The organism is Agrococcus sp. UYP33, from assembly GCF_054060915.1.
Genome location: NZ_JBSSDR010000001.1, coordinates 189,382 through 207,721, shown reverse-complemented (window position 1 = coordinate 207,721; position 18,340 = coordinate 189,382). Strand labels below are relative to the sequence as shown.

Below are 18,340 nucleotides of genomic sequence, written 5' to 3'. Positions count from 1 at the left end.
AGCTCGCCGGCCGACCCCGTCGCCCGACCCGGCCCATCGCTCGACCCGGTCTACTGCTCGACCCGGCCTATCGCTCGATCCGATAGGTGACGTGCGTGACGAGCGAGGCCGTGCGCGACGCGACCGGCCGCAGCTCGACCGGGCCGGAGGCGGCGAACAGCCGCTCGCCGGCGCCCAGCACGATCGGCGCGATGTGCAGCCGCAGCTCGTCGAGGAGCCCCGCGGCGAGGAACTGGTCGATCGTGCTCGCGCCACCCGCCACCGAGATGCTGCGGTCTCCGGCCGCCTCGCGCGCTCGCGCCATCGCCGCCTCGGGGCCGTCCGTCACGAAGTGGAAGGTGGTGCCCCCTCCATCTCGATGGGCTCGTGCGTGTGGTGGGTGAGCACGAAGACGGGTGCGCGGTAGGGCGGCTCCTCGCCCCACCAGCCCCGCCACGGCTCGTCCCACTCGCCGCGCACCGGTCCGAACATGTTGCGGCCCATGATGTACGCACCGTGGCCGAGGATCGCCGCGATCTCGTCGGCGTTCTCCTCCTCGGTCTCGAACATCCACCGGTGCAGCGCCTCGGCGCCGCGCCCGAGCGGCTCCTGCAGCGTCTGGCCGGGGCCGGCCACGAAGCCGTCGGCCGAGATCCCCACGTCGCACGAGACCGTGCCTGCCGCATCGCCCATCCGTACCTCCTCGCTCCATCGCATCATGGCGGTCGCGCGAGCGCGCGTCGATGGGCAGGATGCGCGGGTGACGACGTGCGCTCGCTACGGCTCGCGCGCGACGTCCTCCAGCAGCACCTGCGGCCAGCGGGCGACATCGGCAGGCGCCGACGCCACCCGCAGCGTCGCATCGGGCAGCAGCTGCACGAGCCGCTCGGCGGTCGAGAGCGGATGCGCGGGGTCGTCGGTCCACGCGAGGATCGAGGTCGGCATCCCGAGGGTCGCGAGCGACTCGGGGTCCGGGAGGTCGCTGAGCGCCGCGCCCCGCAGCACGGAGGGGAGCAGCGCCTCCGCCACCTCCGGTTCCGTCGGCGGTGCGCCGGCGTTCGCGGGCGGCGGTGCCGCGCCCCGCTCGGCGGCGACGAAGCGCGCGAGCCCATGCTGCTCGACGAAGGCAGCGGCCCGCCGGTACTCGTCCGCGCGCGGGACGCGCGTCTCCCAGGCGGTCGCCGGCACCATGAGCGTCAGCCCGCTGAACCGATCCGGTTCGCGCACCGCGGCGTGCAGCAGCGTCGCCGTGCCCATCGACGGCCCGACGCCGTGCACGCGCTCGCCGGGGAACCACGCGTCCAGGAGGCGCAGCAGGTCGTCGGCGAGCACCGACCAGCGGTAGTCGTCGCGCACGGCGCGACCGGTCGAGCGACCGTGGCCGCGGGCGTCGTAGCGCAGCAGCCGCGTGCCGCTGAGCCCGCGACCGAGGTCGAGCTGCAGCACCCGGTCGCGGCGGCGGCTCGAGGTCAGGCCATGCAGCTGCACCACCGGTCGACCGCCCTCGTCGCTCAGCTCGACGTCGAGCTCGGCGCCCGGAACGGTGAAGGTCGGCACGGCGGCTCCTGGGTCGCAGACAGCAGGGGCTCCGTAGGCTACCGGCATGCGGCTGACCAACGTGGCGCACCTGCGGCTGCCCTTCGGTCGGCTGCACGGCTTCGACGTGGCCGCGACGCCGACCGACGTCGAGCTACCCGTGTCGTTCGACCAGCGCCGCCACGTCGGCGCCGGCGAGCGTGCGGGCTCCTGGATGGCGCTCTCCTTCCGGATGCGCGAGCCGGTCGCGCTCGACGACCTCGCGGCCGCCTGGATGGCCGTCATCGCGCGGCACGCCACCCTGCGGACGGCCTTCACGCAGGGCGACGACGGGCCGCGGCTGCACGAGGTCGAGGTGCGCGCCGGCGGGTGGGTCGAGCATCCGATCGCGCCGGGGCAGGCCGTGAACGACGCGCTGCGCGAGGTGCTCGACGACGCCTGCTCGCCGTATCGCGCCCCGTCGCACCGGCTCTGCGTGCTCGAGACCGCCGAGGGGCCGACCGTGGTGCTCGCGGCCGACCACGCGCACGTCGACATGTGGTCGATGCTCGTGCTGGCGCGCGACCTGCTCGCGGCGCTCGGCGAGGTTCGCGAGGGGCGCGCGCCGATGCTGCCGCCGGCGCCGGCCTTCGCCGACCACACGCGCGAGCTCCGGCAGCGCGACGGCGCCCCGGAGGTGCTGCGCCGGCGCTGGGCGGAGGTGCTGGAGGCGAGCGGCGGGGTGATGCCACGGTTCCCCCTGCCGCTCGGCACGGCGGAATCGCCGGAGTCGGAGCGGGTCGAGGTGCGCGACGTGCTCGACGTCGACGACAGCGCCGCGTTCTCGGCGCAGGCCCGCGACGGCGGCGTCTCGACGCTCGCGCTCGTGGTCGCGGCGATGACCGCGGTGACGCACGAGCTCGCCGGCACGCCGCTGCGCGCGGTCTTCCCCGTGCACAGCCGGTACGACGCGCAGTGGCACGACGCCGCGGGCTGGTTCATCACAAACTCGGTGCTCGAGTCGGCGGATGCGGATGCGCGCGCGAGCGCGGCGGCCGTCAAGGAGGCGGTGCAGCTCGGCTCGTGGCCGCTCGAGGATGTGCTGCGGCCGTGGGGTGGCATGCCGGAGGCGCCCGGCATGTTCGCCATCTCCTGGCTCGACCTTCGCCGGCTGCCGGTGCGCATCGACGCGGCCGGGCTGCAGGCGCAGTACGTGGGCGCATCCATCCGCACCGACGGCGTGATGCTCTGGTTCATCCTCGACGAGGCGGGGCTCCACCTGCGCTGCCGCTATCCGGACACGGCGGAGGCGCGGGCGAGCGTGGGTGCGTGGCTCGACGCGCTCGTCGCGCGGCTGCGCTCCGAGGCGCGGACGTCGGTCGGCGGACGGCTGACCATCGGCGACCGGCGCTTCCGCGTGCGCAGGGCCGCCCGCGACGACGTGCCGGCGCTCGTGGCGCTGCTGTCCGACGACGAGCTGGGGCGCGAGCGCGAGGTCGCGGAGCTCGCGGGCTACGAGGCGGCGTTCGACGCGGTCACCCGGGACTCGACCCACTACCTCGCGGCGGTCGTCGACGAGGCGGAGCGGGTCGTCGGCACGATGCAGCTCTCGATCATCCCGGGGCTCTCGCGCGGCGGCAGCACGCGGCTGCAGATCGAGGGCGTGCGGGTGGCCGCGCAGGAGCGCTCGAGCGGCCTCGGCTCGGCGATGCTCGAGTGGGCGCACGAGCACGGGCGCGCTCGCGGCGCGGCACTCGCGCAGCTCACGACCGACCGGGCGCGCGAGCGGGCGCGCGCCTTCTACGCCCGGCTCGGGTACGGCGACAGCCACGTCGGGCTCAAGCGGCCGCTGTGAGGCACCGGCATGACGATCGACGATCGATGAGGAGCACCCCCGATGGTCCCTGACCCGCGCATCGCCGTGAGCCGGCTGCTCGAGCAGCTGCCGGAGCGGCAGGGGTTCGGCGACGCGACGCTCATCAAGCACCGCCCCGGCAGCATCGACCTCGGCGGCGGCAACCCCGACGTCGAGGCGCTGCCCACGGCGCTCTACCGCGACGCGGCTCGCGACCTCACCGAGGGCGACGCCTTCGCGGCCTCGCTCCGCTACGTGCCCGCCCCGGGCATCCCCGCCCTGCGTACGTGGATCGCCGAGCGCGAGGGCGTCGACGCGGAGCGCGTGATCGTCACGACCGGCGGCGCCCACGGGCTCGCGCTCGCGGTGCTCGGCACCCTCGACGCCGGTGACGAGATCGTCGTCGACGACCCGGTGTACCCGCTCTTCCTGCGCACGCTCGACCTGGTCGGCGCGCATCCTGTGCCCATCCGGGTCGACGCGCACGGCATCGACGTCGACGAGCTCGAGCGGCGGCTGCTCGCCGGCCTGCGGCCCAAGGCGCTCTTCACCGTGCCGACCTTCCAGAACCCCTCGGGCGGCACGCTGCCCGACGACCGCGCGCGTCGGCTCGCCGAGCTCGCCGACCGCTTCGGGTTCACGATCATCTTCGACGACCCCTATCGCGAGGTCGGCTTCGAGCCCGGCGGGGTCGACGTGCGCTCGAGGCAGCTCGACTCCGACCGCGTCATCGCCGTCAACACCTTCTCGAAGACGCTCGGCCCCGCGCTCCGGGTCGGCTGGATCGTGGTGCCCGAGGCGCTCGCCGAGCGGTTCGTGCGGCTGCGCAACCGCCTCGACGGGCTGACGAGCGGCACGCTGCAGGAGCTCGTGCTGCGGATCGTGCAGCGGCAGGAGTACCCGGCGGCGCTCGCGGCCGCGGGCGTCGGCTACGGGCGCAAGGCGCGAGCGCTGCAGCAGGCGCTCGAGTCGCGCTTCGGCGACGCGATCGAGATCACGGAGCCGAGCGGCGGCTTCTTCCTGTGGGCGCGGCTGCGCGGCGATGGCGACTTCGCGCGCCTGCACGCGCTCGCGCAGGACGAGGGCGTCTTCTTCCAGCGCGGCGAGTGGTTCGCCGTCGACGACGACGCGCACCTGCGCGGCACCATGCGGCTGTCGTTCAGCGAGCAGCCGGCGGAGGCGCTCGTCGAGGGCGTCGAGCGCCTGGACCGCGCGTGGCGGCGGCTCGGTTGAGCGCGCTCAACCGTCGAGCGGCAGCACCGACACCTCGACGTGGCGGGGCCGCCCGCGGCCCTGCAGCTGCGACTCGATGAGCGACACCTCGTCGACCGTCCAGGTGCGCGAGCCGTAGCCGTCGAGCACGCGCAGCCACCGCACGGCGCTCCGCTGCCGCGGCGGCCGGGCGAGCGTGACGTGCGGCAGGAAGCGCTGCCCGTCGGGGGAGGCGCCCGCCGAGTTGGCGGCGCCCCGCACGCGCAGCGCGAGGTGCTCGAGCTCGGCGTGCCCGCGGTCGACCCCCAGCCACAGCACCGCCGGCCGGTCGGGATGCGGGAAGGCGCCGGCGCCCGAGAGCCGGCACGGGAACGCGGGCAGGTCGGCGACCGCGGCGCGCAGGCGCTCGTCGAGCGGCTCGAGGATGCGCTCCGGCACGTCGGGCAGGAACGCGAGCGTCAGGTGCAGGCGGTCGGCAGGCGTCCACCGCAGCCCCTCGCGAGGCTCGAGGAACGTGGCGAGGTCCTCGCGCACGTCGTCGGGCGGCACGACCGCCACGAACATCCGCCGACCCATGGAGGGACCATACGCCTGGGCACGGCACAGCGGCCCCGCGTACAGTGCGACGCACGCACGGCGATGACGACGAGGAGCGAGGAGCGGCGCATGGGATTCCGCAAGGGCGACGAGGTCAGCTGGAACACGAGCCAGGGCGAGACGCACGGCACGGTGCAGGAGCGGAGGGTCGAGGACTTCCAGTTCGACGGCCAGCAGTTCCGCGCCTCCGGCGACGAGCCCTACTACATCGTCGAGTCGGCGAAGAGCGGCGCCAAGGCGGCGCACAAGGAGTCGGCCCTCACGAAGCGGTTCTGACGTGGGGGAGCTGCGCATCCGCACCACGATCGAGCGACGCGGCCCGGCCGCGGCGATCGTCCTCGACGACGAGCAGGTCGCGTCGCTGGGCGGCGCGAAGAACGCACCCGTGACCCTGACGATCGGCGAGGCGACCGTGCGCACCCGCATCGGCACGATGGCAGGGGAGCACCTGCTCGGCCTGTCGAAGGAGCGGCGCGAGGCGCTGGGCGTCGAGGCCGGCGACCAGGTCGATGCGGTGATCGCGCTCGACGAGGCCGAGCGAGCGATCGAGCTGCCGCCGGAGCTCGATGCCGCCCTCGCGCAGGACCCCGCGGCGAAGGCGGCGTTCGACGCTCTCGCGCCCTCGCGGCGCAAGGAGCTCGCGCGCGGCATCGGTGAGGCGAAGGCCGCGGAGACCCGTGAGCGCAGGCTCGCGAAGGCGCTCGACGAGCTGCGCCGCATCGCCGCAGGCTGAGCGCACGCGCCGACGGGCAGCTGCCCGCGGTCATCCCGTCGCGAGCTGCTTGCGCATCACCACGCGCGGGAAGCCGCCGGAGACCGCGTCGGTCATCGCGGCGAGCGTGAAGCCGGCGCGCTCGAAGAGCCGCCGGGTGCCGACGTAGGCCATGGTGAGGTCGACGCGCTCGCCCGCGTTGTCGACCGGATACCCCTCGACCGCGGGCGCGCCCTTCGACGCGGCGTAGTCGACGGCGCCCGCGAGGAGCGCGTGCGAGATGCCCTCGCCGCGATGCCCGGGACGCACGCGGATGCACCAGATCGACCAGACCGGCTGGTCGTCGACGTGCGGGATCCGCGTGGAGCGCTCGAACGGCAGCCCGGCGCGCGGCGCGACCGCGGCCCATCCGACCACCTCGTCGCCGTCGTACGCGAGCACGCCGGGCGCTGCGCGCTCGCGCGTGAGCGCCTCCATGTGCGCGCCGCGCTCGGGGCCGCGCAGCGCGAGGTTCGTCTTCGCGTCGATGCGGTGGCTGAGGCACCAGCAGACGGATGCGTCGGCCCGCTTCGGCCCGATGACGAGCGAGAGGTCGTCGAAGCGCGCGTGCGTCGCCGGGTGGATCGAGAGCTCGGCCATGGCGCCTCCTCGTCGTCGGCTCGCTGCCCACCACCATGGCACCCGGGCGGCGGCGGGCATAGCCTGCCGGGATGGTGATCCACGCGCGACCCGGGCGGCGCTGACCGTGCTCGAGGCGCTGCTCTGGGGAGCGATCGCGTCGTCGTCGCTCGTGCTCGGCGCGGGGCTCGCGATGGCGCGGCGCTGGTCGGATGCGGTCGTGGGCATCGTGCTCGCCTTCGGGGCGGGCGCGCTCATCGCCGGCGTCGCGTTCGAGCTCGCCGAAGCGGGCGTCGCCGAGGGCGGCGCGCTCGCCGTCGGCATCGGCCTGGCGGCCGGCGCGATGGCCTACTTCTTCGCGGACCGGGCGGTCGAGGCGAGGTCCGGCCGTCGCGGCACCGGCGCCGCCGGTGCTGCCGGGATGCCGCTCGCGGTCGGGGCGCTGCTCGACGGTGTGCCGGAGCAGGCGGTGCTCGGCATCGGCCTCGCCACCGGCGACGGCGTGAGCGTCGCGCTGCTCGTCGCGGTGTTCGTCTCGAACCTGCCCGAGTCGGTCGGAGCGTCGGCCGACATGCTGGGCGCCGGCCGCTCGCGCCGCTTCGTGCTGCTGCTCTGGCTCGGCGTCGGCGCGGTCTGCACGCTCGCGTCCGTCGGCGGCCGCGCGATCGCCGAGGTGGCGCCGCCGGCCCTCACGGGGGTCGTCGACGGCTTCGCCGCCGGCGCGCTGCTCGTCATGCTCGTCGACGCGATGATCCCGGAGGCGCGCGCGAAGGCCCGCGACCTCGCGGGACTCGCGACCGTCGTCGGCTTCGCCGTCGCCGCAGGGCTGTCGCTGCTGTCCTGAGCGGCGCATCCGTCCGCGGCCGGCGGGCGATCAGCGCGTCGGCGGTGCCAGCTCGTCGAGGCTCCGCAGCCGGTCGCGGGCCCTGGCAGCGCGATCGGCCTCCGAGAGGTCCCACCAGGCGTCGCCGCGCTCGCCGAGCCCCTCCTTCGCGAGCTGCACGCGGTCGCGCGCGGCGTCGCGGTCGTCGTCGGTCTCGGCGAGGCGCACGGCCGACCGGGCGCGGCCGAGGTGCGAGCGCAGCCGCGCTGCGGCATCGGCGGGCAGCGACGGGTCCTCGGCGCGCCAGCGCCTGCCGTCGACGACGATCCAGCGGCCGTCGTCGGTGCGAGTGGTCTCGCGCATCCGCGCCTAGCGCCGCTCGATCGGGATGTGCCGGGGCTTCGCGGGCACCGGGTCGAGCGCGACGCGCACCGTCAGCATGCCGTCCTCGTACGACGCGGTGATCTCGTCGTCGCGCGAGCCGATCGGCAGCCGGATGGCGCGGGCCAGTGCGCCGTAGCGGAACTCCGACCGCTGCGCCTCCCGGCGGTCGGGGTGGCGCTCGGCGTGGATCGTCAGCACGCCGTGCTCGACCTTGACGTCGATGTCGCGCGCGGGGTCGAGGCCCGGCAGCTCGGCATGGATGACGAAGGCGCCGTCCTCGACGACCTCCTCGACGCGGATGCCCGGGAGCGGACCCTTGCCGTCCCAGCCGCCCAGCAGCGCGAAGGCGTCGAACCACTCGGTGAACGGCGGGAAGATCGGGTACTTGCGCGAAGCCTCAGCAGCCATCTCGAGCTCCCTCCGTGGGGTCCGTCCGTGCCCCATGTCTACTCCGCTTCGGAGGGCGACTCAATGCGTCGCGGATGCTTGGATGGCGGCATGAGCGATACCGACGAGACCCGAGTCGTGCACGCGAGCCGCCTCATCGCGGCGCCCGCCGACGTCATCTTCGAGCACATCGCCGACCCGGCGAAGCAGCCGGCGTGGGACGGCAACGACAACCTCGCCGAGGCCGCCGAGGGGCAGCGCGTGCGCGGCACCGGCGACGTGTTCTCGATGACGCTCACCGGCGACGGCGCCGTGCGCGAGAACCACGTCGTGGAGTTCGAGGAGGGCAGGCGCATCGCGTGGATGCCCGCCGAGCAGGGCACGCCGCCCATCGGCCACCTGTGGCGCTGGGAGCTCGAGCCGGAGGGCGCCGGCACGAGGGTGACGCACACATACGACTGGACCGAGCTGCACGACGAGCGGCGCCTCGGGCGCGCGCGCCGCACGCTGCCCGCCAACCTGCTCGCGTCGATCGATCGCCTGGCGGGCCTGCTGGAAGGCTGAAGAAGTTCTCCACATGCTGTCGAGAGTTCGAACGCTTGTTCGACGCTCGTGGTAGCATGGACCCATCGAGCACCACCGACGGCGGTGGGCCGAGGCGGTGGTCCCGATGGTGGACACGGAGGTCCCGGTGGAGCAGCAGGCGCGGCAGGGCAGGTCGCCAGAGGCGGCCGCGCTGCGCGAGGCGCTCGACGGGCTCCAGCGGCACGTGCTCGCCGTCACGACCGCGTTCGAAGGGCTCGGCGATGCCCAGCGCTGGGATGCGCTCGCGGTGGTCGGCGAGCTCATGCGGTGCGCCGACAGCGCCGCGGTGCGCATCGCCGGGTTGCTCCAGCAGGTCTCGCCCGCAGCTGACGCTCGCTCGCTCGCCCGCTCCTTCGGGTACCGCAGCACGAAGGACGCGCTGCGCCACGAGCTGGGCGTCACCGCCGGTCGCGCGACCGCGATCGTGCAGGTCGCCCTCGCGGCGACCCCTCGGCGCACGCCGACCGGCCTGCCGTTCGAGCCCCGCTTCCCGCACCTCGCCGACGCCTTCGTCGCCGGCGCGATCGGGCTCGACCAGGCACGCGTCATCGTCGAGCGGCTCGGCGAGGCGGGCAGCCGGATCAGCGACGACGACCGGCTCGCCGCCGAGGCGTCGCTCGTCGCCGACGCGGTCGGGGAGGTTCCGGCCGGCGAGCGCGGCTACGACGACCCCGTGCCCGCTCCGCCCGAGCAGCTCGCGACGACGGCACGCGCCTGGCTGCAGGCGTTCGACCCCGACGGCGCCGAGCCGCGCGAGGAGGAGCAGATCGCGCAGCGCTCGTTCACCTTCCGGCAGTGCGCCGACGGCATCTTCCGCGGCCGTGTGGCGTTGCCGCCGGTCGAGGGCGCTGCCGTGCAGGCCGTGCTCGACGCCTACGAGTCGCCGCGCACCCGCATCGACATCGGCGGCTCGCCCTCCGCGGCCGACGACGACCGCACGCCCGACCAGCGCCGGGCCGATGTGCTCGCCGAGCTCTTCATGGCGCACGCACGCTCGGGCGACACGCCCCGCCCCGGCAAGGACGCACCGACCCTGCTCGTCGCCGTGACGCAGGCCGAGCTCGACGCCCACGCAGCTGGTCTGCCCGGCTTCTGCGAGATCGTCGAGACCGGCGAGGTCGTGCCGGTGCAGCTCGCGGCGCGCATCATCTGCGACGGCTTCGTGCAGGCGGCCCTCGTCGACGACGACGGGCACGTGCTCAAGCTCGGCCGCCGCAAGCGGCTGTTCTCCACGCCGCAGCGCAAGGCGATCATGCTCCGCGACCGCCACTGCCAGGGCGAGGGGTGCGATGCGCCGGTATCGTGGAACAGCGTCCATCACGTGCGCGCATGGGCCGACGGCGGCGACACCGACATCGACAACGGCATCCTGCTGTGCACCCGCTGCCATACCGAGGTCCATGCGGGCCGGCAGGTGATCGAGCGCGTCGGCAGCCGCTGGCGGGTCACGCGCACGATCCTGCGGCCGGTGCGAAGGCCGTGGCGAGCCCGGCCTCGGGCGATCCTCAGGGCAGCCTCGCAGCGCACGCCGGTGCCGACCGGGTAGGATGGCTCTGACGTCAGCCCGCTGATCGCCGTCCGTGCCGCATCGCGGCCCTCACGCGCACCGCAGCAGGCGTCACCGGCACGACGAGCCGCAGCCTCGAGCTCCGGCTCCCGTCGCAGCCTGAACACCGGGGCCCGTACCCGCGGCCCCGCCTCGAATGGAGGACATGTGGCCGACGCCGCAACCATCGATGTGTCCGAGACGGACGCATCCATCACGGATGCATCGCCTGCAGACGTGACCGCCGAGGCGCCGTCGCGCGATCGCGACGCCCTCATCCCGCAGCTCGCCCGCGCCGTGCGCCAGGTCGAGGCGGGCGTCAAGCGAGGCAGCGCATCGCGCTCCACCCGCGTGAAGCTGCAGGTCGTGGCGATGCTCGCCCGCGAGGAGCGCGCACGCGTCCGCGCCGACAAGGCGCTCACCGACGCCGAGCGCGCCGAGGACCTCAAGCGTCTCGACGGCATCGCCGTCATCCTCGCCAAGGCCGCGAGCCGCGAGCCCACGCTGCTGCCGCTCCTCGGCGAGGGCGCGCCCATCACCGACGCCGTGCGCGAGCGCAAGCGCGAGATGCTCGAGGCCGCCGGCATGGAGCCGGAGCCCGAGGCCTCGTCCGCCCCCGCGCCCGAGAGCACCGAGCCGCTGGCGCCGCAGGTCGTGCCGCCGTCGGTGCACCGCGTGCAGCTCGCGAACCCGTTCCTCGAGCCCGACCTCTCGCACGTCCGTCGCAAGCCCGAGCGCGACCGCCTCGCCGGCTTCGACCTGCTCTCGCCGCTCTACCTCTCGTTCGAGGTCGCGGCCGACGGCAAGCCCGCCTGCATGCCGCTGCCCGAGCCGAAGCAGCGCCTCGCGCCCGGCGGCAAGGAGCTGATGCACCACCAGTCGCAGCTCGTGCAGGCCGCCCGCGACGGGCACCGCACCTTCCTGCTCGCCGACGAGCCGGGCCTCGGCAAGACCGCGCAGGCACTCCTCGCCGCGCAGGCGGCGGATGCGTTCCCGCTGCTCGTCGTGGCGCCGAGCGTCGTGAAGATCAACTGGGCGCGCGAGACCGAGCGCTGGGCGCCCGGCCGCCGCGCCGCCGTGCTGCAGGGCGACGGCGACTCGCTCGACGCGTTCGCCGACGTCGTGATCGTCAACTTCGAGGTCCTCGACCGGCACATCGGCTGGCTCGAGCGCTTCGGGTTCCGCGGCATGGTCGTCGACGAGGCGCACTTCATCAAGAACATCCGCTCGAAGCGGTCGAAGCACGTGCTGCAGATCTCGGCGGCGCTGCGCGAGCGCGTCGGCAACCCGCTGCTCATGGCGCTCACCGGCACGCCGCTCATCAACGACATCGAGGACTTCGGCGCGATCTGGCGGTTCCTCGGCTGGATCGACCACAAGGAGCCGAACGCCGCGCTCACCGACCAGCTCGAGGACATCGGCCTCACGCCGATGGACCGGGGCTTCTACCCGGCGGCGCGCAAGGCCGTCATCGACATGGGCATCGTCCGTCGACGCAAGATCGACGTCGCGTCCGACATCCCCGCCCGCCGCATCGCCGACATCCCCGTGGAGCTCGACGAGGCCTCGGTGCGCTCCATCAGGAGCGCCGAGCGCGTGCTCGTCGAGCGCATGCTCGCGCGCTACGACGCCGCGATGTCGCAGCGGTCCGCTGACGCGCGCGACGAGAGCCGCGTCGACGACGAGCTCGTGCGCCGCATCGCGCGCAGCGAGGTCGAGACGCAGGAGGGCGCCACCGGCGAGAACGTATTCGCGCTCGCCCGTCGCATCGGCCGCGCGAAGGCCGCGCTCGCCGCCGACTACGCCGGGCAGCTCGCCCACTCGGTCGGCAAGGTCGTCTTCTTCGCGAAGCACATCGACGTCCTCGACGCCGCCGAGCAGTCGCTCGCGAAGGCCGGAATCAAGACGGTGTCGATCCGCGGCGACCAGACGCCCGCGCAGCGCCAGCGGGCGATCGACGCCTTCACCGAGGACGACTCGGTGCAGGTGATCGTCTGCTCGCTCATGGCCGCGGGCGTCGGCGTCAACCTGCAGGCCGCGGCCGACATGGTGCTCGCCGAGCTCTCGTGGACCGACGCCGAGCAGACGCAGGCGATCGACCGCATCCACCGCATCGGGCAGTCGATGCCCGTCACGGTGTGGCGCATCCTCGCGGCGCAGACGATCGACACGCGCATCGCCGAGCTGCTCGACGCGAAGGCCGGGCTCATCGGCCGCGCGATCGACGGTGCGGCCGGCGACGAGCCGACGAGCGGCGACCTGCGGCTCGAGGCGGTCGCGGGCATGCTGCACGACGCGGTCGCTGCGCGCCTGCGCGGCTGAGGCAGCCCAACCGGATGGCGTCGGCGCCCGACCCCATCTTCGGCGACCCGCGGCTCGCCGCGGTCTACGACGCGCTCGATCCCGATCGCTCCGACCTCGAGGTCTACGAGCGGATCGTCGTCGACGAGCTCGGTGCGCGGTCGGTGCTCGACATCGGCTGCGGCACCGGCACCTTCGCGCTCATGCTCGCCGCGCGCGGCGTCGCCGTGACGGGCGTCGACCCGGCGGCGGCATCCGTCGACGTCGCGCGGGCGAAGCCCGGCGCAGAGGCGGTCCGCTGGGTGGTCGGCACCGCCGACGCGACCGCAGCGGATGCGTCCCCGGCGGTCGGCGTCGACGTCGTCACCATGACGGCGAACGTCGCACAGGTCTTCCTCGACGACCTCGACTGGCACGCGGTGCTCGTCGCCGCCCGCCGCGCGCTCCGGCCCGGCGGCACGCTCGTCTTCGAGTCGCGCCGCCCGGAGCGCGAGGCCTGGCGGGAGTGGACGCGCGAGGCGACCCGCCACGTCGTCGACGTGCCGCACGAGGGCGAGGTCGAGGAGTGGGTCGAGGTGACCGACGTCGACGGCCAGTTCGTCACGTTCGCGTCCCCGACGATCTTCCACCGCGACGGCGCGACCATCGACTCGACGTCGACGCTGCGCTTCCGACCGCGCGCGGCGATCGAGCGCTCGCTCGTCGCTGCCGGGCTCGAGCTCGTCGACGTGCGCGACGCCCCCGACCGGCCGGGCCGCGAGTGGGTCTACCTGGCGCGGCGCCTGGCCTGATCGGCCGAGGCGCCGGCCTCAGCGCTCGGCGGTCGCGTCCTCGAGGGAGAGCGCCCGCGCCTGGTCGAGCGCCTGCGTGAAGGTCGACGCGGGCTGCGCGCCCGAGAGCCCGAGCCGCATGTCGAAGACGAAGAACGGCACGCCGTTGACCCCGAGCTCCTGCGCCTGCTGGATGTCGGCGCGCACGGCGGGCAGGTAGCGCTCGTCCGCGAGCGCGTCGCGGATCTCCTGCGCGTCGAGCCCGGCGGCCGTGCCGATGGCGACGAGCGCCTCGACGTCGCCGATGTCGGCGCCCTGCTCGAAGTGACCGGAGAGCAGCGCCTCCTTCACGGCATCACCGGCGCCGTGCGCCTTCGCGAGGTGCAGCAGCTGGTGCGCGCGCAGGCTGTTCGCGACCACGAGCCGGTCGAAGTCGTAGGCGAGCCCCTCGCCCGCGGCCTGCTGCGTCACGTGCGCGAACATCTGCCGCACCTGCTCGGGCGGCAGCCCCTTGCGGCTCGCGAGGTAGTCGATCTCGGTGCCGTCGTAGTGCTCGGGGAGGGTCGGGTCGAGCTGGAACGAGTGCCAGGTCACCTCGACCTCGTCGCGGTGCTCCCACGTGCTCAGCGCCGCCTCGAACCGGCGCTTGCCGATGAAGCACCACGGGCACGCCACGTCTGACCAGATGTCGATCTGCATGCTGGGGCCAACGCGCGGTCCGCCTCAGCATTCCCCGCTGCCGGGATCGGCCGGTGAGGGCGCTTCAGCGCGGCAGCTCGTCGATGAGCGCGTCGGCCTCGGGGTCGTCCCAGTCGTCGAGGTCGATGTCGTCGTCATCCGCGACGACGACGGTCGTCGTGGTGTCGTCGTCGTCGCTGTCGTCGTCGCCCAGCCAGGCGTCCGCAGCGGCCTCGAGGTCGTCGTCGCCCTCGTCGTCGAGGTCGTCGTCGTCGCGATCCTCGTCCTCCGCGAGCTCGTCGCGCAGCCACTGCGCGAGCTCGCCCTCGGCCTCGGCGTCGACCATCGCCTCGACGCTCTCGTCGTCGAGCGGCAGGATCGCCATCACCTTGTCGCCGTCGCGCGCGACGATCGTGTCCTCGTCGCCGTCCTCGCCGGGCACGCGCTCCACCGACTCGTGCCAGCCAGCGAGGATGTCCTCGACGAGCGACGCCAGCCGCTCGCGCTCCTCGGTCCAGTCGGTCATCTCGGCTCCCGGTTCGTGGTCGTCGCAGTGGTCGTCCCAGTCTGCACCAGCCGCAGGCGACGCGCCTTGAGCATGTAGTCGACCGCGGCGATGATGTGCAGACCGGTGCCGACGAGCAGGAGGGTCATGCCGATCGGGGCCGCCCACGGCACGACCGTGTGCCCGAGCAGCAGCACGACGATCGCCAGCAGCAGCAGCGCGGTGCGGATCTTCCCGAGCCAGGACACGTGGATGCTGCCGTCGCGCGCCTCGCGCCCGGCGAAGACCACCGCGAGCACGTCCATGCCGAAGATCACGGCGAGGATCCACCACTCGACGACGCCCGCGATCGCGAGCGAGAGCGTCACGCCGATGATGCCGATGCGATCCGCGATGGGGTCGAGCACCTCGCCGAGCCGCGACTCCTGGTGGAGCGCCCTGGCGAGCACGCCGTCGATCCAGTCGGTCGATGCCCAGACGGCGAGCAGGATGACGGGCACCCACGATCCGTCGGCGCCCGTGACGACGAGCCAGCACACCGGCACGAGCAGCCCGAAGCGCAGCAGCGTGACCGCGTTGGCGACCGTGAAGACCCGCTGGAAGTAGGGGTCGTTCGGATCGCGTTCGCGAGCCGGGGTGAGCGCCATGCCCACCTTGATAGCACAGGGCCTCAGCGCGGCAGGGAGCCCCAGCGACGGGTGGCGAAGCCGACCCCGATCCCGACGAGCGCGCCGATGACCGACTCGACGAGCCGGTCGACGAGCAGCTGGTCGACGGGCGTCGGCGAGGCCAGGTGCACCGAGAGCAGCGCGAGCGGCGTGACGAAGACCATCGCCAGCCCGTAGTTGCGGCCGACCAGCAGCTCGGCGCCGAAGGCGATGACCGCGACGAGCAGCACGATCACGAGCGCGCTGGGATCGAGCAGCAGCACGCCCGCGGCGAGCAGCACGCCGAGCGTCGTGCCGAGGATGCGCTGGGTGCCGCGCGCGAGCCCGGCGGCGAACGCGCCGGCCGAGATCGGCACGACCGCCGACACCATCGCCCAGTAGGGGTGCCCGATCCCGAGCGCGGCCGCGATCGAGCCCGCGAGCAGCACGCCGATCGCGTAGCGGGCGACGCGCCGCAGCTGCACGCGGCGACCGGGGGAGAGGCGGTAGTCCCGTGCCGTCGGCGGCGACTCGAGCGGCGGGAGCCGCCGCGCGCGGCGCCACGCGGTGCCGGCGGAGCCGAGCAGCACGGCGAAGGCGGCGGATGCGGCGGCGACGCCGGCGGCCGTGCCGACCCCCGCGAGCGTCATCCCGGGGATCGATGCCGAGCCGCTGAACGCGAAGAGCGCGAAGAGCGGCCCGGGCGGGTGCCAGTCCTCGGCGTCGGACACGATTGAGACGAGGCCGGCGAGCGCGGCCCCGCCGACGATCATCGGCCAGAGCGGGTCGGGGAGCGTCGCGACGAGCGAGCCGAGCACGACGGCGACGAGCATCACGCCCGCGGCGGTCGACTGCATCGCGAGCCGGGTCAGGTGCACCCGGTTGCGGCCGTAGAGCGCCGCGAAGGCGCCGAACGCCGCCCACGCAGACCACTCGCTGTGGCCGATGAGGAGCAGCACGAGCAGCGGCACGGCGGTGCTGACGCTCGCGCGCAGCGCGACGCGGTGGGCGCCGGCGTGCGGCCCGAAGGAGAGGAGCGCCTGGCGGAACCCCGGGCTGCTCATCGCGGGAGCGGGGCGGCCGCCCGGGTGCCGATCCGCGTCATCTCCACGGTCCTCCATGGTAGTCGCGGGCCCGGATGCGCCCATAGACGGCCGCCCGCTCGCACGACTACGGTGGGCGCCGTCCCCACCCTGCGCGCGAGGAGCGGTCATGGCAGTCCAGATGGTGTTCCCCAACCACGCGGTGGCCGACGTCGCCCGCTCGACCGCGTTCTACGAGGCGCTGGGGTTCGAGCGGAACCCGATGTTCAGCGACGAGACGACGAGCTGCATGGTGCTGACCGAGCAGGTCGCGATCATGCTGCTCGAGCACGCGAAGTTCGACGAGTTCCTCGTCGGCGACCAGCGCCGCGCTCCCGAGGGCACGCTCGAGAACCTGCTCGCGCTGCTGCTGGGCAGCCGCGAGGAGGTCGACGCGTTCGCCGCCGCCGGAGCCTCGGCAGGCGGTAGGCTCTCGAAGCCGGTCGAGGACAGCGAGTGGGGCATGTACGGCGGCCAGCTCACCGATCCCGACGGCCACATCATCGACTTCTTCTTCATGGAGGCGCCGCAGGCCTGACCTGCAGGGTCTCCACGCACCGGCGCGACCCCCGTGGGAATGCCCGCGCCGGGTCTGCGTTGGATTGACGCATCACTCGCGAGATGGAACCCATGCAGATCGACACCCAGTCCCCGCGCGCCGACGCGCGCCCCGCACCCGAACGACTGGCACCCGGCGGTGCCGTCATCATCGCCACCCTGCTGGTGTCGGCATTCGTCGTCATCCTCAACGAGACCGCGATGAACGTCGCGATCTCGACGCTCGTCGCCGACCCGGTGCTCGGCATCGACGAGCGCGCGGCGCAGTGGCTCACCACCGCGTTCCTGCTCACCATGGCGATCGTCATCCCGATCACGGGCTGGCTCATGGCGCGCTTCACGACGCGCACGCTCTTCATCGCCGCCATGAGCGCGTTCGTGCTCGGCACCGTGCTCGCCGGCATCGCCTCGTCGTTCCCGCTGCTGCTGCTGGGCCGGGTCATCCAGGCCTCCGGCACGGCGGTCGTCTTCCCGCTGCTCATGACCACGGTCATGCAGCTCGTGCCGCCCGCCCGTCGCGGCGCCTTCATGGGCACCATCTCGCTCGTGATCTCGGTGGCCCCGGCCCTCGGACCGACCGTCTCCGGCGCGATCCTGCAGGTCGCCTCGTGGCACTTCATCTTCCTGGGCGTTGCGCCGCTCGCGCTCATCATGCTGCTCGTCGGCGCGCGGAGCCTCAAGCGCGGCGAGGCGCAGGAGCCCCCGCACCTCGACGTCGTCTCGATCCCGCTCGCCGGCTTCGGCTTCGGCGGGCTCGTCTACGGCCTGTCGCTCATCGGCGCCGCCGACCTGCCGGCCTGGCAGCTGCCGACCGCGCTCGGCGTCGGCGTCGTCGCGCTGACCCTCTTCATCCTGCGCCAGCGCCGCCTGCAGCGCACCGACGACGCACTGCTCGACCTGCGCACGTTCCGGCACCCGCTCTTCACCGCGGCCGTCGTGGTGATGGGCCTCGCCATGGCCGCGATGTTCGGCACGCTCATCATGCTGCCGCTCATCCTGCAGGACTCGATGGGCCTCGAGCCGATCCAGGTCGGCCTCATCACGCTGCCCGGCGCGCTGCTCACCGGCCTCCTCGGCCCGGTGGTCGGCAACCTCTACGACCGCTGGGGTCCCCGCCCGCTCGTCATCCCCGGTGCGCTCATCGTGCTGACCGCGCTCGTGCTCTACACGCAGCTCCACATCTCGACGCCGTGGTACCTCGTGCTCGCGATGCAGGTGACGCTGAGCCTCGGCTTCGCGTTCACGTTCCCGCCGCTCTTCACGGTGTCGCTCGGCGCGCTGCCGAAGCACCTCTACGGCCACGGCTCCGCGGTGCTCAGCACCGTGCAGCAGGTCGCCGGCGCCGCCGGCACCGCCACGTTCGTCACGATCATGGCGACGCGCCAGGCGCAGCTCGTCGCCGACGGCGTCGCCCACGGCGAGGCGCTGCTCGAGGGCGCGCGGATCGCGTTCATGGGCGCCGCGGCGCTCTGGACGATCGGCGTGATCGCGACGCTGTGGCTGCGGAAGCCCGCGGACGTCGTGCCCGACGAGCGCGAGCACGTCGAGCACGCCGGCGCGGAGGCCCCCTCGGCGCACTGACCCGG

20 protein-coding genes and 1 pseudogene are annotated in these 18,340 nt (G+C 73.9%); 11 read left to right on the top strand and 10 right to left on the bottom strand.

The window, feature by feature from the left end:
- Positions 1 to 67: 67 nt before the first annotated feature.
- Both ACVWW9_RS00940 and ACVWW9_RS00935 read right to left on the bottom strand, forming a co-directional pair.
- A pseudogene (locus ACVWW9_RS00940) lies at positions 68 to 672 on the bottom strand (dihydrofolate reductase family protein).
- 84 nt (positions 673 to 756) lie between these two features.
- Positions 757 to 1,536, bottom strand: coding sequence for an alpha/beta fold hydrolase (locus ACVWW9_RS00935; protein WP_456514025.1), 780 nt, complete (start codon positions 1,534 to 1,536; stop codon positions 757 to 759).
- A gap of 46 nt (positions 1,537 to 1,582) precedes the next feature.
- On the opposite strand from ACVWW9_RS00935, the gene ACVWW9_RS00930 reads away from it, so the two are divergent.
- Positions 1,583 to 3,349, top strand: a complete 1,767-nt coding sequence (locus ACVWW9_RS00930; RefSeq protein ID WP_456514024.1) for a GNAT family N-acetyltransferase — start codon at positions 1,583 to 1,585, stop codon at positions 3,347 to 3,349.
- A gap of 42 nt (positions 3,350 to 3,391) precedes the next feature.
- A complete protein-coding gene (locus tag ACVWW9_RS00925; protein WP_456514023.1) occupies positions 3,392 to 4,582 on the top strand; it encodes an aminotransferase-like domain-containing protein in 1,191 nt (396 codons plus the stop codon).
- A 6-nt stretch (positions 4,583 to 4,588) separates the two neighbouring features.
- On the opposite strand, the gene thpR is transcribed toward ACVWW9_RS00925, so the two are convergent.
- Positions 4,589 to 5,137 carry an RNA 2',3'-cyclic phosphodiesterase gene (gene thpR / locus ACVWW9_RS00920; RefSeq protein WP_456514022.1) on the bottom strand — a complete coding sequence of 183 codons (549 nt, stop codon included), beginning with the start codon at positions 5,135 to 5,137 and terminating at the stop codon, positions 4,589 to 4,591.
- Between the two features lie 90 nt (positions 5,138 to 5,227).
- On the opposite strand from thpR, the gene ACVWW9_RS00915 reads away from it, so the two are divergent.
- Entirely contained in the window at positions 5,228 to 5,434 is a 207-nt protein-coding gene (locus ACVWW9_RS00915) for a DUF2945 domain-containing protein (RefSeq protein WP_456514021.1), read from the top strand.
- 1 nt (position 5,435) lies between these two features.
- Positions 5,436 to 5,891: a YdeI/OmpD-associated family protein gene (locus ACVWW9_RS00910; RefSeq protein WP_456514020.1), complete on the top strand. Its 456-nt coding sequence runs from the start codon at positions 5,436 to 5,438 to the stop codon at positions 5,889 to 5,891.
- Between the two features lie 30 nt (positions 5,892 to 5,921).
- Here ACVWW9_RS00910 and ACVWW9_RS00905 read toward each other — a convergent pair whose 3' ends face one another.
- On the bottom strand, positions 5,922 to 6,509 hold the full coding sequence (locus ACVWW9_RS00905; RefSeq protein ID WP_456514019.1) for a GNAT family N-acetyltransferase: 588 nt from the start codon (positions 6,507 to 6,509) through the stop codon (positions 5,922 to 5,924).
- A gap of 106 nt (positions 6,510 to 6,615) precedes the next feature.
- Between ACVWW9_RS00905 and ACVWW9_RS00900 the strand changes: the two genes are divergently transcribed.
- A complete protein-coding gene (locus ACVWW9_RS00900; protein WP_456514018.1) occupies positions 6,616 to 7,332 on the top strand; it encodes a ZIP family metal transporter in 717 nt (238 codons plus the stop codon).
- Between the two features lie 30 nt (positions 7,333 to 7,362).
- Here ACVWW9_RS00900 and ACVWW9_RS00895 read toward each other — a convergent pair whose 3' ends face one another.
- Both ACVWW9_RS00895 and ACVWW9_RS00890 read right to left on the bottom strand, forming a co-directional pair.
- Positions 7,363 to 7,674, bottom strand: coding sequence for a biopolymer transporter Tol (locus ACVWW9_RS00895; protein ID WP_123695866.1), 312 nt, complete (start codon positions 7,672 to 7,674; stop codon positions 7,363 to 7,365).
- A gap of 6 nt (positions 7,675 to 7,680) precedes the next feature.
- Positions 7,681 to 8,103, bottom strand: coding sequence for an Hsp20/alpha crystallin family protein (locus tag ACVWW9_RS00890; protein WP_456514017.1), 423 nt, complete (start codon positions 8,101 to 8,103; stop codon positions 7,681 to 7,683).
- A 90-nt stretch (positions 8,104 to 8,193) separates the two neighbouring features.
- On the opposite strand from ACVWW9_RS00890, the gene ACVWW9_RS00885 reads away from it, so the two are divergent.
- The 4 genes from ACVWW9_RS00885 (at position 8,194) to ACVWW9_RS00870 (ending at position 13,305) form a co-directional block, all read left to right on the top strand.
- On the top strand, positions 8,194 to 8,646 hold the full coding sequence (locus ACVWW9_RS00885; RefSeq protein WP_456514016.1) for an SRPBCC family protein: 453 nt from the start codon (positions 8,194 to 8,196) through the stop codon (positions 8,644 to 8,646).
- A gap of 106 nt (positions 8,647 to 8,752) precedes the next feature.
- Positions 8,753 to 10,213 (top strand): DUF222 domain-containing protein, encoded by a 1,461-nt coding sequence (locus tag ACVWW9_RS00880; protein ID WP_456514015.1) that lies wholly within the window; start codon positions 8,753 to 8,755, stop codon positions 10,211 to 10,213.
- A 237-nt stretch (positions 10,214 to 10,450) separates the two neighbouring features.
- Positions 10,451 to 12,535, top strand: coding sequence for a DEAD/DEAH box helicase (locus tag ACVWW9_RS00875; protein ID WP_456514014.1), 2,085 nt, complete (start codon positions 10,451 to 10,453; stop codon positions 12,533 to 12,535).
- A 14-nt stretch (positions 12,536 to 12,549) separates the two neighbouring features.
- Positions 12,550 to 13,305 (top strand): class I SAM-dependent methyltransferase, encoded by a 756-nt coding sequence (locus ACVWW9_RS00870; RefSeq protein ID WP_456514013.1) that lies wholly within the window; start codon positions 12,550 to 12,552, stop codon positions 13,303 to 13,305.
- A gap of 18 nt (positions 13,306 to 13,323) precedes the next feature.
- Here the strand turns inward: ACVWW9_RS00870 and ACVWW9_RS00865 are convergent, their stop codons facing one another.
- The 4 genes from ACVWW9_RS00865 to ACVWW9_RS00850 all read right to left on the bottom strand — a co-directional run bounded on the left by ACVWW9_RS00865 (position 13,324) and on the right by ACVWW9_RS00850 (position 16,178).
- Positions 13,324 to 13,983, bottom strand: a complete 660-nt coding sequence (locus tag ACVWW9_RS00865; RefSeq protein ID WP_456514012.1) for a DsbA family oxidoreductase — start codon at positions 13,981 to 13,983, stop codon at positions 13,324 to 13,326.
- 64 nt (positions 13,984 to 14,047) lie between these two features.
- Positions 14,048 to 14,488: a hypothetical protein gene (locus tag ACVWW9_RS00860; protein ID WP_123695860.1), complete on the bottom strand. Its 441-nt coding sequence runs from the start codon at positions 14,486 to 14,488 to the stop codon at positions 14,048 to 14,050.
- Positions 14,485 to 15,114, bottom strand: a complete 630-nt coding sequence (locus ACVWW9_RS00855) for a CDP-alcohol phosphatidyltransferase family protein (protein WP_123695859.1) — start codon at positions 15,112 to 15,114, stop codon at positions 14,485 to 14,487. The genes ACVWW9_RS00860 and ACVWW9_RS00855 overlap by 4 nt, the downstream gene beginning before the upstream one ends.
- A gap of 23 nt (positions 15,115 to 15,137) precedes the next feature.
- Positions 15,138 to 16,178: an FUSC family protein gene (locus ACVWW9_RS00850; RefSeq protein WP_456514011.1), complete on the bottom strand. Its 1,041-nt coding sequence runs from the start codon at positions 16,176 to 16,178 to the stop codon at positions 15,138 to 15,140.
- 148 nt (positions 16,179 to 16,326) lie between these two features.
- Here ACVWW9_RS00850 and ACVWW9_RS00845 point away from each other — a divergent pair, with 148 nt between their 5' ends.
- Positions 16,327 to 16,734 (top strand): VOC family protein, encoded by a 408-nt coding sequence (locus ACVWW9_RS00845; RefSeq protein ID WP_456514010.1) that lies wholly within the window; start codon positions 16,327 to 16,329, stop codon positions 16,732 to 16,734.
- A gap of 92 nt (positions 16,735 to 16,826) precedes the next feature.
- Positions 16,827 to 18,335, top strand: a complete 1,509-nt coding sequence (locus tag ACVWW9_RS00840) for an MDR family MFS transporter (protein ID WP_456514009.1) — start codon at positions 16,827 to 16,829, stop codon at positions 18,333 to 18,335.
- Positions 18,336 to 18,340: the final 5 nt, after the last annotated feature.